This is a genomic window from Brevibacterium sp. FME17 (assembly GCF_014897515.1).
In the GTDB taxonomy this organism is placed as follows: domain Bacteria; phylum Actinomycetota; class Actinomycetes; order Actinomycetales; family Brevibacteriaceae; genus Brevibacterium.
This window is the reverse complement of sequence record NZ_JABUYD010000001.1, coordinates 416,834-432,553: the sequence shown is the minus strand read 5'-3', so window position 1 is coordinate 432,553 and position 15,720 is coordinate 416,834. Positions and strand designations below refer to the sequence as shown.

General features: G+C 60.6%; 16 protein-coding genes. 4 read left to right on the top strand and 12 right to left on the bottom strand.

The window, feature by feature from the left end:
• Window positions 1-146 precede the first annotated feature (146 nt).
• Window positions 147-758, top strand: a complete 612-nt coding sequence (locus INT40_RS01905) for a maleylpyruvate isomerase N-terminal domain-containing protein (RefSeq protein WP_193095353.1) — start codon at window positions 147-149, stop codon at window positions 756-758.
• Here the strand turns inward: INT40_RS01905 and INT40_RS01900 are convergent.
• The 9 genes from INT40_RS01900 to INT40_RS01860 all read right to left on the bottom strand — a co-directional run bounded on the left by INT40_RS01900 (window position 752) and on the right by INT40_RS01860 (window position 10,993).
• Window positions 752-2,074, bottom strand: coding sequence for an MFS transporter (locus tag INT40_RS01900; protein WP_193095352.1), 1,323 nt, complete (start codon window positions 2,072-2,074; stop codon window positions 752-754). The two genes, INT40_RS01905 and INT40_RS01900, sit on opposite strands and share 7 nt — an antisense overlap.
• Before the next feature lie 188 nt (window positions 2,075-2,262).
• Complete coding sequence (locus tag INT40_RS01895) at window positions 2,263-2,784, bottom strand: hotdog fold domain-containing protein (protein WP_193095351.1); 522 nt, start codon at window positions 2,782-2,784, stop codon at window positions 2,263-2,265.
• Between the two features lie 279 nt (window positions 2,785-3,063).
• Window positions 3,064-3,510 (bottom strand): transglycosylase family protein, encoded by a 447-nt coding sequence (locus INT40_RS01890; protein ID WP_319020817.1) that lies wholly within the window; start codon window positions 3,508-3,510, stop codon window positions 3,064-3,066.
• A gap of 239 nt (window positions 3,511-3,749) precedes the next feature.
• Window positions 3,750-6,131: an ATP-binding cassette domain-containing protein gene (locus INT40_RS01885; RefSeq protein ID WP_193095350.1), complete on the bottom strand. Its 2,382-nt coding sequence runs from the start codon at window positions 6,129-6,131 to the stop codon at window positions 3,750-3,752.
• Between the two features lie 5 nt (window positions 6,132-6,136).
• A complete protein-coding gene (locus tag INT40_RS01880) occupies window positions 6,137-6,556 on the bottom strand; it encodes a VOC family protein (RefSeq protein ID WP_219618917.1) in 420 nt (139 codons plus the stop codon).
• Between the two features lies 1 nt (window position 6,557).
• On the bottom strand, window positions 6,558-7,001 hold the full coding sequence (locus tag INT40_RS01875; protein WP_193070542.1) for a helix-turn-helix transcriptional regulator: 444 nt from the start codon (window positions 6,999-7,001) through the stop codon (window positions 6,558-6,560).
• On the bottom strand, window positions 6,998-8,542 hold the full coding sequence (locus tag INT40_RS01870; RefSeq protein ID WP_101574422.1) for an APC family permease: 1,545 nt from the start codon (window positions 8,540-8,542) through the stop codon (window positions 6,998-7,000). The genes INT40_RS01875 and INT40_RS01870 overlap by 4 nt, the downstream gene beginning before the upstream one ends.
• Window positions 8,543-8,566: 24 nt before the next feature.
• On the bottom strand, window positions 8,567-9,919 hold the full coding sequence (locus INT40_RS01865) for a flavin monoamine oxidase family protein (protein ID WP_101574423.1): 1,353 nt from the start codon (window positions 9,917-9,919) through the stop codon (window positions 8,567-8,569).
• A gap of 102 nt (window positions 9,920-10,021) precedes the next feature.
• Window positions 10,022-10,993: an SDR family oxidoreductase gene (locus tag INT40_RS01860; protein ID WP_193095349.1), complete on the bottom strand. Its 972-nt coding sequence runs from the start codon at window positions 10,991-10,993 to the stop codon at window positions 10,022-10,024.
• 64 nt (window positions 10,994-11,057) lie between these two features.
• Here INT40_RS01860 and INT40_RS01855 point away from each other — a divergent pair, with 64 nt between their 5' ends.
• Complete coding sequence (locus tag INT40_RS01855) at window positions 11,058-12,014, top strand: helix-turn-helix transcriptional regulator (RefSeq protein WP_226830511.1); 957 nt, start codon at window positions 11,058-11,060, stop codon at window positions 12,012-12,014.
• A gap of 16 nt (window positions 12,015-12,030) precedes the next feature.
• Here the strand turns inward: INT40_RS01855 and INT40_RS01850 are convergent, their stop codons facing one another.
• Together INT40_RS01850 and INT40_RS01845 are read right to left on the bottom strand one after the other, a co-directional pair.
• The gene (locus tag INT40_RS01850) at window positions 12,031-12,876 is read right to left on the bottom strand and encodes a septal ring lytic transglycosylase RlpA family protein (RefSeq protein ID WP_226830509.1); all 846 of its coding nucleotides are present in this window, start codon (window positions 12,874-12,876) and stop codon (window positions 12,031-12,033) included.
• A 139-nt stretch (window positions 12,877-13,015) separates the two neighbouring features.
• Window positions 13,016-13,339: a hypothetical protein gene (locus INT40_RS01845; protein WP_226830508.1), complete on the bottom strand. Its 324-nt coding sequence runs from the start codon at window positions 13,337-13,339 to the stop codon at window positions 13,016-13,018.
• Window positions 13,340-13,394: 55 nt separating this feature from the next.
• On the opposite strand from INT40_RS01845, the gene INT40_RS01840 reads away from it, so the two are divergent.
• Window positions 13,395-14,138, top strand: coding sequence for a glycerophosphodiester phosphodiesterase family protein (locus INT40_RS01840; protein WP_101574427.1), 744 nt, complete (start codon window positions 13,395-13,397; stop codon window positions 14,136-14,138).
• Window positions 14,139-14,215: 77 nt separating this feature from the next.
• Window positions 14,216-14,557: an RNA polymerase-binding protein RbpA gene (locus INT40_RS01835; protein WP_101574428.1), complete on the top strand. Its 342-nt coding sequence runs from the start codon at window positions 14,216-14,218 to the stop codon at window positions 14,555-14,557.
• A gap of 160 nt (window positions 14,558-14,717) precedes the next feature.
• On the opposite strand, the gene INT40_RS01830 is transcribed toward INT40_RS01835, so the two are convergent.
• Entirely contained in the window at window positions 14,718-15,491 is a 774-nt protein-coding gene (locus tag INT40_RS01830) for a polyprenol monophosphomannose synthase (protein WP_101574429.1), read from the bottom strand.
• Window positions 15,492-15,720: the final 229 nt, after the last annotated feature.

Sequence of the window (15,720 nt, the reverse complement as noted above, 5' to 3'; positions counted from 1 at the left end):
GGTCGGACTGATTTGCTCTGACACCTTGGTCCCGCTCAACCCTGACACGTAGGGATTGGCGAGAACAGACTTCTCAATGCTGACCATCAACGAATTCGATGAGTATCGTGAAGGGGACATCATCACAGTGAAGGACGAGCCGAACATTGGAACTTCCGAACATCGATACGTATCTCGACCGAGCAGAGTCCTGTTGGGAAACCGCGCTGTCACGCGTCACCGAAGCGGATCTCGATTCGTCGAGCGGATGCCGCGAATGGACCAATGAGCAGTTGATCAACCACCTCATCGGCGGAGGACTGCGCTATGAGAAGCTTCTGGCCCAGGCTCCGCCCGCGGAGGTCGAGGCAACGCGGGGGCAGAACCACCTCGGCGAGGACAGATTGGAGTCGTTCTGGTCACATGAACGAGCCTTTCGAAGAATGGCGGGGGAGTGTGACCTCGACGCCGAGGTGCACCATCGGATCGGCCTGGTGTCGGGTCACCAGCTCGTGAAGATGCGCATCCTCGAATTGGCCCTCCATGCCGCCGATCTCTCTGCCGGAACCGGCGATGAGTGGCCGATCGATGACGAGCTCGCCGAATTCATGTCCACGGAACTCAGCGGACTCATCGTCGAGCTCGGGTCGACCGGGGGATATGCGCCTCCGAGAGCCGACGACCACGCTGGCGAGGGCGACCAAGTCTCATACGCGCAACGAGTGCTCAACATATCCGGCCGCGGAGATATGGCAAATTCCGTGCTGCCAGGTCATTGAGGCGAAGCCACCCGACCACGCACTGCGGACTTGTCTCTCTCAGGATCTGCAAAGATGAGGGTCAGAACCGCGGCGACTGCGGAGGTGAGCCCGAGTGCTTGAAACGCCTTCGCATAACCGAGGCCAGGTGTCGCGGCAGCATCGACGATGAGGCCGGTGACATACGGGCCGACGAGTCCGCCGATGGCCATGAGTGCTAGGAAGATCCCGAGCGTTCCTGCCGTCTGCTGTGGCGGGCAGATCTCAGAGACGGCCGCGTTGCATAACGGCAGGACGACCACACCGACGCCGTATCCGATGGACACGATGGCAACAGCTCCGGGCGAACTGGAGATGGAGGGCAGGAAGAAGAGCACCCCACCGCCGATGACCACGCAGATCGAGGGAGCTGCGATGCGCACGAATCGTGACGACCAGCCTCTGGCCGACAGCCGATCGGAGAGCAGAGTCCCGCCGATGAGGCTGATCAGTCCCGCAACCGAGGGAATTGCCAACATGGATCCGGACTGCAGGCGACTGTATCCGAGGCCGACTTCGAAATAGGACGGCAACCAGGTGAGGACGACGGTCACGAGCGCATAGATGCTGGCGACCAAGAAGGCTGCGCTGATGAATGTCCGAGTCAGCAAGATCTTGTGCCAAGGAACTCGTGGCTCCTCGTTGAGATCAACCGCATCCTTGGACGCCTTGGCAGGAATATAGGGGCCGACCTCCCAGTGCCGGATCCAGAAGAAGCACCAGATTGCGCCGATGACGGCCATCGCCACCAGTGCGCTGCGCCATCCGAGAGTGACCGAAAGATAGGCCAGCAACGGGGCCAGCGCGATCTTGGAAATCGACGTGGCACTCGCGAGCAGCGCGCCGGGGAACCCGCGCTTTCCGGGCGTGTGCCAGGAATAGGTAGCTGTGTGGATGAGGGCAGAGCTCGGCCCTTCAGCAAGCCCAAGGACCATCCGCGAGACAAGCAGGACCCCAAAGGTGGCAGCAAAGACCACCGGAAGCATTGCGAGTGCCCAGACGATAGCCAGGACGATGAGGACCGTGCGCAGAGACAGCCACTTATTCAACGCCCCGGCGAAGAAGCCGCCGACGGTGAAAGCGAAGAAGAACAGGCTGCCGACCAGCCCGATCTGCGAGGCGCTGATGCCGAGTTCGTCCTTGAGTGACTGGGCGATAATGCCGAAGGCCGCCTTGTCGCCATAGTTCACGACATAGAGGACAACGAGCAGCGCGGTCAATGACCAGGCTTTGCGTCGAGATTCTGTGCCCGGAGGGACAGTTGAGGCTGGGGGAGAGGTGAGCTTGGATGAGACCATGATGCTTCCTTGCGTCGTGGTGACAACGGTGACAACCGGCCCTGAAAATTTCGGCCAATTTCACCCAGCTTATTGAACGATCGTTAGGCAAGTCAATCCAGGCACACTGAAATCATCAGGGGAGTCCACCAGGGAACACCATCCAGAGCTGTAGGCACACAGCTCGACGCTGCGCACGCTGGCGTCAGTTAAGACGTCTTCTTGCGGGAGACGTTCATGGTGATCTGCGCGGAGACGAATACTTCGCCGGCAGCATCGAGGACATCGACTGGCACGATCAGCTCCATCGGATCGTCGCCGAACTCAGGGATCGCATCAAGGCGCGCGACCGAGCTGACGCCCGTGGTGGCCTTGGCCTTGTACTCAACGGTCATGCCGACAGGAATCCAGCGGTGCGAGGATGGAATCGTCGCCTCCATCATGATGCCGCCGGCGATCTCTGCCATATTGCATGAGGCGATGGCGTGATAGGTGCCGAGGTGATTGTGCACGCCGCGACGATTCGGAGCGCTGACTTCGCAGTACCCGGGACGCAGTTCGTGGATCAGCGGATGAACGGTACGGAAGTATGGCGCCTTGAAGCACACAGCCCGCGTGAAGAGCCAATTGCCGAACGGCACCTTCTGCAGCTTCTGCCAGATCGTGTAGATCGCACCCGAGGCGTCTGTGGTGTCTATGACCTCTGCCGTGCCTGCTGTTTCTGTGGTCATGGGTTCTCCTTTGGCCATGGGCCGGTCGCGTCAGAAGTGGCGGTCAATCAGTTTACTTAACATAATGTATATTATCGGCGTCATGCCCATGGTTGCTCTGAGCCACGAGACAGCGCCCGTTTCGGATATCAGTTCTGGTCGACCATAGCAGTTACTGGTCAGTCACTAGATTACAAAACCAGAGTACAAAAACGTGACGGGCGCGGATAGCCCTTCAGCTATCCGCGGCCGTCACTGTGCTCAACATATGTCAGCTGACTGCGTGTTTCAGCGGTTGACTCAGCTGCCGCCGAGTCCGACCTTGCCGTCGTCCTTGGATCCACCATCATTCTTGGAGCCGCCGCCTTCGTCTGCAGCGCCGTTGGATTTCGTCAGGCCGGCCTTCTTACCGCATTCCGGCCAAGCCCCGGGACCCTGCTTCTTGAGAGCCTTCTGCGCAACGTCGATCTGCTCGGCCTTGCTTGCCTTATGTGGCATGCCGTCGCCGCCGAAGGCCTGCCAAGTCTGCTTAGAGAACTGCAGTCCGCCGTAGTAGCCATTACCGGTGTTGATGTGCCAGTCACCGCCGGACTCACACTCGGCGACCTTGTCCCAGACGCCATTCGAAGACTGAGCCCCTGTGGAGGCCTGGGCCGGGCCGCTCATGCCGGTCATTCCGGCGGCAGCGACCGCGCCGGCTCCTGCGACGAGGGCGACTTTGCGGAAGCTTGTGCTCAAGAGGTTCACTGTTTCATCTCCGTAATACGAGTGCATTTCGGTTCTGTAACTTGGCCACTCTATCGTTACCAAGCCGTTACACACGGTAGTGGACCGACGGTCGGGTGTGAACCTGATTTCAAGCCTCAGCGCTCAGAATCGACTCACAGAAGTCACAACGCGAACTGAACGCATAGAACCCGAATTCGACTCCCCTGACTGTGCTCGACTCCCCTTGCAGACAGGGACACTTGCATGTGCGGACTGGCTCAGGCACCCGTGACATAGGCCGCCAGGTGGACCGCGGTCAACGGTGCGTCGGGCTCGGGAGCGGCGGCGACCAGCTGCTCCGGGGTGCCTTCGAACACGATTCGACCACCGTCATGACCCGCACCAGGCCCCAGATCGATGATCCAATCGGAGTGGGCCATAACAGCCTGGTGATGTTCGATGACAATGACTGTTCGCCCGGCATCCGCGAGGCGATCCAACATGTGAAGCAGATTCTCCACATCTGCAAGGTGCAGACCCGTTGTCGGTTCGTCGAGGATGATGACAGATGCAGAATCTGCAGCTTTGGCCGATAGGTGCGTGGCCAGCTTGAGGCGCTGCCGCTCGCCACCAGACAATGTCGTCAGTGGTTGCCCCAGGCTCAGGTACCCAAGCCCCACCTCGGCGAGGTGGCCGATGATTTTACTGACTGCAGGTATCCGCGACTCCCCTGTGGCAAAATACTCGACGGCGGCCGTCACCGACAGATCGAGCACCTCACGAATGTTCTTGCCGCCCAGGGTGTAGTCGAGGACCTCTGCCTGGAAGCCCTTGCCTTCGCACACATCGCACGGTGCCGACATTCCGGCCATCATTCCGAGGTCGGAATAGATGATTCCGGCGCCGTTGCAGACCGGACAGGCGCCTTCCGAGTTGGCGCTGAACAAGGCGGGTTTGACGCCGTTGACCTTGGCGAAGACCTTGCGGATGGGTTCGAGCATGCCGGTGTAGGTCGCTGGGTTGCTGCGTCGTGAACCCTTGATCGGTGCCTGATCGATCATGATCACACCTTCGCGCTGACGCAGCGATCCTGCGATGAGTGTGCTCTTTCCCGACCCGGCGATACCTGTGATTGCGGTGATCACGCCGAGGGGCACATCGACATCGACGTCGCGCAGGTTGTGGTCCTTCGCTCCCCTGATCTGAAGTTTCCCGGCGGGTTCGCGGGTTGTCGTCTTCACCTGGGTGCGGTCATTGAGATGTCTGCCGGTGAGAGTATCGCTGGATGTAAGTTCGTCGACGGTTCCGGTGAAGCAGATGTGCCCGCCGTTCGTGCCGGCCCCCGGTCCCAGGTCGACGACGTGGTCAGCGATCCTGATGGTCTCGGGCTTGTGTTCGACGACGAGGACGGTATTGCCTTTGTCCCGCAGTGCGATGAGCAGCTCGTTCATCGCGGCGATGTCGTGCGGATGCAGCCCGATTGTGGGCTCGTCGAAGATATACGTGACATCGGTCAATGAGGACCCAAGGTGACGCACCAACTTAATGCGCTGCGCCTCTCCTCCGGACAAAGAGCCGGCTGAACGGTCAAGGGAGAGATACCCGAGCCCGATGTCGACGAAGGCCTGCACATCATTGGTCAGCGATCTCACCAGGGGACGGACTCCCCCGTCATCGATCTGCGCCAGCCAATCAAGGAGGTCAGAGATCTGCATCGCACACACCTCGGCGATGGACTGGCCGGCCAGCAACGATCCCCGTGCTGCCGGGTTCAGTCTTGTGCCGGCGCACTCGGGGCATTGGGTGTAGATGACCGCACGGTCGACGAATTCTCGCACATGCTTCTGCATCGCGTCGCGGTCCTTGGACAGGAACGAGCGCCGAATCCGTGGGATGAGGCCGTCGAAGGTCATGTTGGTGCCGTTGATGACGATCTTCTCGCTTTTGGCGTAGAGGAGATAGTGCCGCTCGTCCTCTGTATAGTCAGCGATCGCTTTGTCCGGGTCGAAATAGCCCGATTCCGAGTAGAAGCGCACACTCCAGCCCCCGGGTTTGTAGCCGGGTATCGTGATCGCACCCTCGTTGATTGATTTCGATTCGTCGACCACCTCGGCGATGTCGATGTCGGTGGCTGTGCCTATCCCCTCACAGTGCGGGCACATTCCTCCGTTGACGGTGAATGTCCGTCGCTCGACTTGCTTGTCGGCACCTTTGTCGATCGTCACGGCGCCTTTGCCGCTGATCGATGCCACGTTGAACGAGTAGGCGTTGGTCGACCCGAGATTCGGCTGTGCCAGCCGGGAGAAGAGAGTTCGCAGCTTCGCATTGATGTCGCTGACGGTGCCCACTGTTGAGCGTGGATTCGCTCCGATGCGTTCCTGGTCGACGATGATGGCCGTCGTCAGACCCTCCAACACGTCGAACTCTGGCCGTACCATCGCGGGCATGAAGCCCTGGACGAAGGCACTGTAGGTCTCGTTGATCAGGCGTTGGGATTCTGCGGCGATCGTAGAAAAGACCAAGGATGACTTACCTGAGCCGGAGACGCCGGTGAATATGGTGAGTCGTCGTTTGGGGATGTCGACGGAGACGTCCTGGAGATTGTTCTCGCGAGCTCCCTGAACGCGGATCAGCTCATGATGATCGGCTGGATGCACCACGGCGATCAGCCGCGCTGCTGGACACGGATCATGTTTCCGGCCGGGTCACGCAGTGCAAAGTCACGCAAACCGTAGGGCTGGTCCATCGGCTCCTGCACGATCTCCGCTCCCCTGGCCTCCACCTCGGCGAAGGCGTCATCGACATTCGTGCTGGCCAGAACTATGGCGGCATAGCTGCCCTTGGCCATGAGGGACTCAATGACCTCACGCTCGGCGTCGCTGATGGTCGGGTCGGTGATTGCGGGGGTGAGCACGATCGAGGTGTCAGGTTGGCCAGCAGGGCCAACGGTCAGCCAGCGCATCTGCCCGGATCCGACATCGAGACGAACCTCGAAACCGAGAATGTCGCGGTAAAAGGACAACGAGGCCTCGGCATCGGTGTGGGGCAAGAAGCTGGCGTTGATTGAAATGTTCATGATCGTCATCCTAGTGCGGGTCAACGGGTGGAACTTCTCGATTCCTGACCGGTCTGAGCACATTCTTCACGATGAGAGTGGGCAGGTCATGATCGCCTTCGACAACACCGGCACGGTACCGCGAGGGTGAGAGTCCCACGAGTTCGCTAAATCGGGTGCTGAATGTTCCCAACGATGAGAAACCGACCGAGAAGCAGACATCCGTGATCGAGAGGTCACCCCTGCGGATCAGCGACATTGATCGTTCGATGCGACGGGTCATGAGATAGGAATAGGGCGACTCACCGTAGGCGGCTCTGAACTGGCGACTGAGGTGACCGGCCGACATGTGCACCCCGGCTGCGAGCTCCTCCACATTGAGCGGTCGGTCGAACTCCCTGTCGATTCTGTCCCGTACGCGTCGCAGGAGGACCAGTTGGTGCCTGGGCACATGGTCGTTCCCGGACGCGTTCACTCTGTGTGGACTCCCTGGGTCAGGGTCTCACCGCGGAAGTAGCTCGGATGCATACGCGATTGGATGATCATGATGACCACGCCCAGGAGCAGAACTCCGATGCCCAGCACGAAGACCAGTCCGATGCCGAAGACCGAGGATCCAGATCCGTAGTTGGGGTCGAGGGAGTCGATCGCGGTGGTCACGAAGATCACCAACAGTGTCACTCCGCCGACGAGTGGGAAGAGGAACCTGAAGAAGAAGTGCTTGGCACCCGTGAACAGTGACCGGCGGAAGTACCAGATACAAGCCAGACCGGTGACCCCGTAGTAGAAGCAGACCATGAGACCCAGCGCGGTGATCGTGTCCCACAGTGCGTTCTCCGACAGCAGCCGCATGACGACGTAGAAGATGATCGCGGCCGCCGCCGAGGTGACGGTGGCCACCGATGGCGACTTGTACCGGGGCGAGATGTTTCCGTATTTCTTCGGCAGCGCGCCGTAGTGGCCCATGGCCAGGATCGTGCGTGAGGGTGAGACCATCGTCGACTGCAGCGAGGCCAGAGAACTGGAGAGGACGGCAATCGACACGAGGACCGCGAACGGCCCCATGACAGGGCCGGCGAGAGCCGCGAAGATGGATTCCTGGTTCTCCGGATTCCCTGCGCCCAATCCGTCTGTGCCGACTCCGGCGAAGGAGATGACGGCAACGGTGCAGGCGAGGTAGATGATGACGATGGCAACGATCGTGAGAATTGCGGCACGGCCGGGAGTCTTCTGTGGATCCTTCGCCTCTTCGTTCATGGTGATGACGGTGTCCCAGCCCCAGAAGAGGAAGATCGACAAAGACACAGCCGCAGCAACCGTGGAGAAGTCTCCGGCTTCGGCAGGGTTGAACCAGCCGAGCTCGATCGGTGTCGGGTCGAAGGCGGTGCCGTTGGACACGTGGACGAATGCCGCGATGACGAACCAACCGAGGGCGAGGACTTGGAACGCGACAAGCCAGACCTGAATCTTCTGGGTGGCTTCGACTCCGCGATAGGAGATCCAGGCAGCAGCCGCGGTGAGGATGATGGTGACAGGAATGTTGATCCACAGCACTCGGGTCAGATCGGCGATGCCGGGCTCGCCGAAGACCTGAGCCAGCAGCAGGAACAGGAAGTCCACGGCCACGGCGGCCAGGTTGGACAGCACAAGGACCGTGGCCGAAATCAGACCCCAGCCTCCCATCCAACCCAGCCAGGGCCCGAAAGCACGGGTCGCCCACGTGAACGTGGTGCCGGAATCGGGCATAGCCGTGTTGAGTTCGCGGTAACCGAAGACGACGAGCAGCATCGGAACGAAACCGATCAGCAGGATCGCCGGAGTGTGGACTCCGACCTGGGAGATCGTGGGTCCCAGACCCGAGGTGAGCGTGTAAGCAGGAGCAATGCAGGAGATGCCGATGATGGCACCGCCGATCGCCCCGATCTTGCCTGCGGACAGTCCCTTGGAGCTCAGGCCCGAGCCGGAGTCTCCAGGCTGGCTTCCGGCCGGGCTGGGAGGTGGAGTCGCCGAGGTCATCAGCTCAACCTTTCAGACGCGATTTCAGGTGCTCAAGATCTTTTCGGCAGTGTCCTGCCCGATCCTGATCGCACCGTCGACGTGCTGGTATCCGTGAGCTGCGATGTCCGAGCTCGCGAAATGAATGGGACCGACTGGATCGTTTTGGAACTGTCCCCATCGGTGCAGTCCCCCGAGGTCATAGCTTGTCGCATAGGCGCCTCGAGTCCATTCCTCGGAACCGAAGTCGGACAGATAGAACACCTCGGGTACCAGTGCCTGTGGGCCCAGGAAGTCGGCGAGTGATTCGAGGATACGCTGTCTGCGTGAGTCCTCGTCGAGGGCGAACATGGCATCGGCGTTGACGTCGGAGATGAAGCCAACGAGAGTCCCCTGGCTTTCACCGTAGTTGGTGTTGTCGTAGACCTCCTGCACCAGTTGCCCTGCACCGAAACCGGTTCCGCTCAAGCCGTCTTCGCGCCAGAACGGTGTCTTGTATGTGGCGTGGACCTTGATCACGAGGCCCATCGACTGGTGTTGATGGAAGACCTGTTGCAGGCGCGGCAGGTGCGGAGTGTAGCTGATGCGCGAGTACAGATTCGGTGGGACGGCCACGATCACACGGTTCGCTGACACCTGCATCGAATCGGTGCCCACCGTGACGGAATCTTCGCTCCATTCGATGGTGCGCACCGGGCTTTCGAGGTGAACAACGCCTTCGCCGAGATCGGCCGCCATCTGCTCGGACACCGACTGCATTCCTCCTACGACGCGGCGATCGAGGATGAAATGGTCGTCCACGAGATTGGTGAACGATCCCGCCGAGGCGGCCATGAGGATGGCCTGCAGTGCGGAGAAGGCGGTGGCCGGCTTCGTCAGCATTCCTCCAGCGATGAACATGCCGATGTTCGCACACGCGACCTCATCATCCGATTGGGTTCGCAGCCAATGGTGGAACGACACAGAATCAAGCTCACCGGCGTCTTCGGCTGCCCAGGGTGCGGTGGGTCCGATGCGGGCTGCGAGCTCGTCCAATTGGGTGATCAGACGTTCCATCTCTGCCTGTGTGGACTCGGCCACCGGGAACATATCGCCGGTGTAGACGGAGCGTGTGCCGTCGGGAGCAATGTAGACGCTCTCGCCCTCCCGGTAGCGCTGATAAGTCTCTTTGCCCATATCAGCGACGAGTTCGAGGAGTGCCGTTTGGTCAGGTGAGATCCACTGACCACCGATTTCGTACATCTGACCGTCGATGTGGTTGGTCCATGTCCGACCCCCGACACGGTCCCTGGCCTCGAGGACCACAACGTCTTTGCCTGCCGCCTGCAGCGTTCGGGCCGCGCTCAGGCCGGTCGGCCCAGCTCCAACGATGACCACATCGCATGTTCGATCCGACATTCTGCTCTCCTTCGAAAGTTCCGCTTATGTGCTCAGAGTAGCCAGGGAACATCAGCCTGCCAAGGCGGGCTCAGGATCGCCTGCGGCGGTGCGAAATCGGTTTCAGCGGTAGTCACGTGCGTCCGCGCCCGAGTCGGCCTCCTTGGCTGCCATGAACGCCCAAGAATCCGGCCGGGAACCATCGATATCGTCGATGTCATAGAGATCGCCCAATTCGCAGCTGTTGAGGGTTCTCGTATTGAAGCGGTGTCGGTCGGGATCGGATGCGAGTGCCACGAGCGTTCGTCCCAGAAATTGCGGAGTCTCCGAGATCGCGAAATCTGCAGGCGGCAGCTCGCGTGTCGGGTCGAGGGAATCCTCGAGCCAGCTCTGCTCGGTCGTGTCGAAGAGCTCGAGCATCATCTCCGATCTCAACCAGCCGGGGGTGATCGCTACAGCTGTGCACCCAGATTCCGCGAGTTCGTGGCCGAGCCCGAATGCCAGTCGGCTGACTCCGGTCTTCGTCAGATCGAGATAGATGCTCTCCCGGTAGTGCGAAGCATTGAACTCGTCCGTTCCATCGGTGATCTCGATGTGCAGACCTCCGGGTCTGCGAGTGAGCAGCGGCAAGGCGGCGTGCGCCGTGTTCAGATGCGTGATCAGTCCTGCATTCACCAGCCGCATTCCGGATTCGAAGTCGGTGTTCCAGAATTTCTCGCCCCAGGAGACATAGGCCTCTCCCCCGATGTCGTTGAGCAGAATGTCGAGTCGTCCGTGCTGCTCATCGATCAGCCGGATCACCTCGTCGATCATCGGCAGTTGCAGGTGATCGCAGACGATCGCCTCAGCGCGGCCGCCCTCTGCGCGTATCAGTTCGGCAGTGCCCTCGATGGTTTCGCTCCGGCCGTAGTCGGAGGGCCGCCTCGAGGTTGACCGACCAGTGCAGTACACGTAGGCACCGGCTCGGGCGAGATCCCGGGCGATGGCACGTCCGGCACCGCGTGTGGCGCCGGCGACGAGAGCGACTCGGTCAGTGAGTGACTGCTGGTTGAGAGGAGCGAACTGGGATGCTGTCGATGCGTTGTGAGAAGTCATGGTGACACCGTCTCGTGCAATCACTGACATGCTATGTCAGTGTCCATGATTATTCTTGGTGGTTATGAAGGCAGCACGCTTGGTCTCGGAGATCGTCATCCTCAGTGCGCGGACGGTGCCCATCACTGCTGCACGTCTGGCGGCTCGCCTCGAGGTCACGCAGCGCACCGTCTATCGCGATCTCGGTGATCTGTCTAGAATAGGTGTCCCCGTCGTGACGGAGTCCGGACCGGGCGGTGGCATCAGTCTGCTCGGGTCCTGGACCTCTCCCCTGTCGGGGATGACCCGTGATGAGCTGGATTCCGTGCTCATCGGAGGTTTCGCTGCGGCTGATCTCGGCTACTCCGGGGAGCTGGCGACCGCACGGGAGAAGATCCTCTCCGAGACGGATTCAGTCTTCTCATCGGATGTGCTCATCGACGGGCCCGATTGGTTCATGACACACGAGCGTCCGGAGGAGCTTTCGGTCATCGTGGCGGCGCTGCGTTCGCACCGGGGTCTGCGATTCGACTACGCAAGCGGCAGTGATTGCCTGATTCGCACCGTCATACCATTGGGACTCGTCGTCAAGGCAGGGCGGTGGTATCTGGCCGCGCAGCCACCTGGTGGCAGGCCACGGACCTACCGGGTCTCGCGCATCACTGAGATCAGACTGCACTACGTCTCAGTCTCACGCCCGCCGGGCTTCCACCTCGGCGACTACTGGGCGAGGTCTCAGATCGACTTCGACCGGTCGATCCGTTCTGTGACGGTAAAGCTGCGGATGTCCAGCGACAGCCTCGGCGATCTGCGACGTGCGATTCCCGGTCGAATCACGGACGAGGCGATCGAGGCCGCCTCAATCGCAGATGGTGTCTCCTCAGCAGAGGAAGCAATTGTCGTCGACCTGCCGATGGAGCCATTGGATGTCGCCGTATCGCAGCTGATCACCATTCGCGGGGTCGAGGTGATATCACCGCTGGAAATCCGTACGGCGCTGCGCGAGCAGGCACGTCACACAGCTGTGTGCAACGGCCTCTGAAGAATCAGAACGACGTTTACTGAACCTCGTATTTGCCGTTGATCTGTCCGGCTCCGACTCCGCCGACAGCCTCCATGGCTGCCTTGGACAGGTCGATGCAACGGCTGCCATGGTAGGGCCCACGGTCATTGATGCGCACGGTCACGGATTTTCCGTTGGCGGTGTTGGTGATCTTGACCTTCGAGCCGAAAGGCAGTGTCTTATGCGCTGCGGTCAGCTTGTTGGTGTCGAAGCGCTCGCCGTTTGCGGTCTGCTCGCCATCGAATCCGTCTCCACCGCCGTAGTACGACATGGGGCAGGAACCGGACTCACCGGCAGACTCGCCGGACTTCGACGGTTCGTCGTTGGCATCGGGCGTCGACTTCTTCGACCCTGAGTCACCGCTGGCAGATTCCTTAGTCGCCGAGTCCTTCGACGCGGTTTCTGATGGCGTCGGGCTTGGGGTCTCGGTTTTGGACTCGAGAGAGATCTCGGCCGGCTTCTCCTTGGCCTGCTTCTTCGCTTTCGCCAGGAAGTCGTCCGGGGCCTGCGTCACTTCGGCATCCGCGACTATTGGGGTTTCAGCAACGACCAGTTGGTCACCGCCTGTGTTGTCGGGGACCATCGCCATGCTGGAAGCGACGACTGCGAAGGTCGCGGCCGTGGGAACGATGAACGCAGAGAGGACCGGGCGTGAGCGTACCGATGCCAACACTCCCCCGGCGGTGTTCGCAGCGGCATGGACTCGTTGCGGCGAATGCCGTCCGGGCTTCTTCTTCGCCGGTTTGAGCGCAGAGAAGAGCGAACCCGTCGTTGCCGAACGGGGTGAAGAGTGTTTTCCCACAGTGAAGTCCTCGTAGTCATTGGCCGGTGTTATCGGCAACCAAGAGTCTCTAAGGTTGAGGCCACCTCAACACCGACTCCAAGTTATCGGATCGTTACCTGACCACAGTCTAGTTAAGAAACTGTTACAAAAGCAATGCGGCACGCTCAATGAGCGTGCCGCATCGGTGAGTATCAGGTCACTTGGACTTGCGTGTGACCAGTCTGCGCATGCCATCGGCGCCAGTGGTCACAGACTCCTGGGCCTTGTCGAAAGCGCGTTCGACTTTCCCGCTGCGCACGGCATCGTCGATCGCGTGGGAGACATTGCCCAGCGCCTTCTTCACGTTTGTCTCGGTTGCCTCGATGAGGCGCGACCCCTTCGTCGCCTCGCGGGCGTTCTTCACCCCGCTGCTGGCAGCACCGTAGGCCCTGGTGGCAGCCGATCGCACCTTCTCCGTTGGTGTCCTCTTCGTGGAATCGATGACGTAATCAGGTTCGATCGGATCTTGTGTTCGGCTCATATCTCCATAGTTGTCGACCCCGACCGCAAGGTCAACAGCAACATAGGATTGGATCATGAATTCTCAGCCAGAAATCATCGCCCACAGAGGCGGTCAATGGCCCGGCATGAGTGAGAACACGCTCGAAGCATTCACTTCCGCCCATCGGGCAGGGGTGCACTGGATGGAGACCGACGTCCACGCCTCCGCCGACGGCATCCTGTTCGCAGCACATGATGCCGATCTCGACCGCATCGCCGGCCGTCCGCACAGCATCCGCGATCTCAAGGCAGCTGAACTCGACTCGATCGAACTCCTTGCAGGAGGCCATCTGCCTCGACTGACGACTCTCTTCGAGTCACTTCCCGAGGCGGCGTGGAACATCGATGTCAAGGCGCCCCACAGCATCGCACCGATGATCCGCACTATCCGCGGCACCCACTCCGAGGACCGACTCCGGCTCGCCTCATTCTCGTCTTCGACTTTGCGCAGACTGCGAGAGGCGCTGCCCGGCGTTCGCACATCGACCGGAGTGCAGGAATCCGCACTGTTTGCCGCCGGCAGCCTACCGGGTGTGGCCCCTGCCGGACCGTGCCCTCTGCCTGTGGGCCTCGATGCTCTGCAGGTGCCGATGTCATTCAAGGGCCTGCCCGTCGTAACGGCAGGGTTCGTCTCCCGCGCCCACGAGGTTGGACTGCTGGTGCACGTGTGGACCATCAATGATGCCGCTTCTATGCGCCAACTCCTGAGCCTCGGCGTCGATGGCATCGTCACAGATGACGTCCCAAAGGGCCTGGATGAGCTCGCGGCATGGACCTGAGTGTCGGGAATAGGCACAGACGGTAGACTGTTCCTTCGTATGAGACGTCTGCAGTCGAGTCGGAAGGTGAGAGAGATATGAGCGAACGCAGTCTCCGCGGAACACAGTTGGGCTCACGCAGCCTGGAAACGGAAGAGGGAGTCGAACCGGCACCTCGCCAAATGGTCGAATTCGAGTGCGAAGACGGAACCAGGTTCAAGGTTCCTTTCTCGATCGAAGCCGACGTGCCCTCCACCTGGGATTCGGGCATCCACGGCGTCGGCACTCGTGTCGGCGTGAACGAACCCGATGGTGAGCCAGGCAAGCACGTGCGGTCCCACTGGGACATGCTGCTCGAGCGCCGGTCCTTCGACGAACTTCAGGTCCTGCTCGACGAGCGACTCGCTGTTCGCCGTGGTGAGGTACCTGCACAGGTCTGAGAGCCTCTGCACTCAATCACAACAGCGCACCTGAGCATGAAGGCGGGGTGCAGGTCCGATGACCTGCATCCCGCCTTCATGTCTGCCCCTGTGTCGTGTCTGCTGCTGGGCTCCTTCAGCCTGTTCGACCTGCCAACAGCGCCCGAAGGTGAATCAGCCCTCAGGCGGCCGGTCTGCGCGCGGTGAGGCGTTCGAGCACGCCTCGAGCCTGTCGTCCGCGGCGCGCCAGGCCCCAGCTGGCCACTTTGGTGAAGGCCTCGGAGATGATCGACCCACTCATCTTCGACTCCCCCAGTTCACGTTCGACGAAGACGATGGGAACCTCTGCCACCCGGAATCCGGCTTCGACGGTGCGGTAGGTCATGTCGATCTGAAAACAGTATCCCTGAGACTGCACGCCCGAGAGGTCCAGGTTCTTCAGTACCTCGCGCGAATACGCACGGAATCCGGCCGTCGCATCCTTGACTCCGAGACCCATCATTGCGTTGACGTAGATGTTGGCACCGCGGGAGAGGAAGAATCGTGAACGAGGCCAATCGACGATCGCCCCGCCCCTGACCCATCGTGAACCGATGACGAGATCGGCATGCCCCGCCTGGGCGACTGCCAAGAGCTGCCCGAGGTCCAATGGGCGGTGGGATCCGTCAGCATCGAATTCGCAGATGATGTCGTAGTCGCGCTCCAGAGCCCATTCGAATCCAGCGATGTAGGCCATGCCCAGACCGGATTTCTCGCTGCGGTGCAAAACATGCAGACGTGGATCTGTGCGTGCCTGCTCAGCAACCCAGTCACCGGTGCCATCGGGCGAGCCGTCATCGACGACGAGAACGTCGACGTCAGGCTGATTCTCAAACAGCCCGGACAGCGTCACGGGCAGAGCGAGTCGTTCGTTGTAGGTCGGGATGACCACCAGAGTCTTAGAAACCACGGCCACTACGATACGCCGCGCGGTGTGAAATATATGAGCCGACACTCACGCCTTCGGACCACGTTGGGAAACGAGTTATCTAATGACGAGAGTGCCGGCTCCATCCCAGCTGCTGTGGAATGCCAACCACGAATCTAGTACCTGCCGCGGTCTTTGCAAAATCGCTCTGACCTGGGGTTATGCTCAAATCTCCAGGTCAGACGCAAGGCAGAATGTTGAAAATACTTAGCCTTCG

Excerpts from the sequence above, each read along its gene's own strand:
- INT40_RS01900 (WP_193095352.1), bottom strand. The coding sequence starts at position 2,074 with ATGGTCTCATCCAAGCTCACCTCTCCCCCAGCCTCAACTGTCCCTCCG.
- INT40_RS01895 (WP_193095351.1), bottom strand. The coding sequence starts at position 2,784 with ATGACCACAGAAACAGCAGGCACGGCAGAGGTCATAGACACCACAGAC.
- INT40_RS01880 (WP_219618917.1), bottom strand. The coding sequence starts at position 6,556 with ATGACGATCATGAACATTTCAATCAACGCCAGCTTCTTGCCCCACACC.
- INT40_RS01870 (WP_101574422.1), bottom strand. The coding sequence starts at position 8,542 with ATGACCTCGGCGACTCCACCTCCCAGCCCGGCCGGAAGCCAGCCTGGA.
- INT40_RS01865 (WP_101574423.1), bottom strand. The coding sequence starts at position 9,919 with ATGTCGGATCGAACATGCGATGTGGTCATCGTTGGAGCTGGGCCGACC.
- INT40_RS01860 (WP_193095349.1), bottom strand. The coding sequence starts at position 10,993 with ATGACTTCTCACAACGCATCGACAGCATCCCAGTTCGCTCCTCTCAAC.
- INT40_RS01855 (WP_226830511.1), top strand. The coding sequence starts at position 11,058 with ATGAAGGCAGCACGCTTGGTCTCGGAGATCGTCATCCTCAGTGCGCGG.
- INT40_RS01845 (WP_226830508.1), bottom strand. The coding sequence starts at position 13,339 with ATGAGCCGAACACAAGATCCGATCGAACCTGATTACGTCATCGATTCC.
- INT40_RS01840 (WP_101574427.1), top strand. The coding sequence starts at position 13,395 with ATGAATTCTCAGCCAGAAATCATCGCCCACAGAGGCGGTCAATGGCCC.
- INT40_RS01835 (WP_101574428.1), top strand. The coding sequence starts at position 14,216 with ATGAGCGAACGCAGTCTCCGCGGAACACAGTTGGGCTCACGCAGCCTG.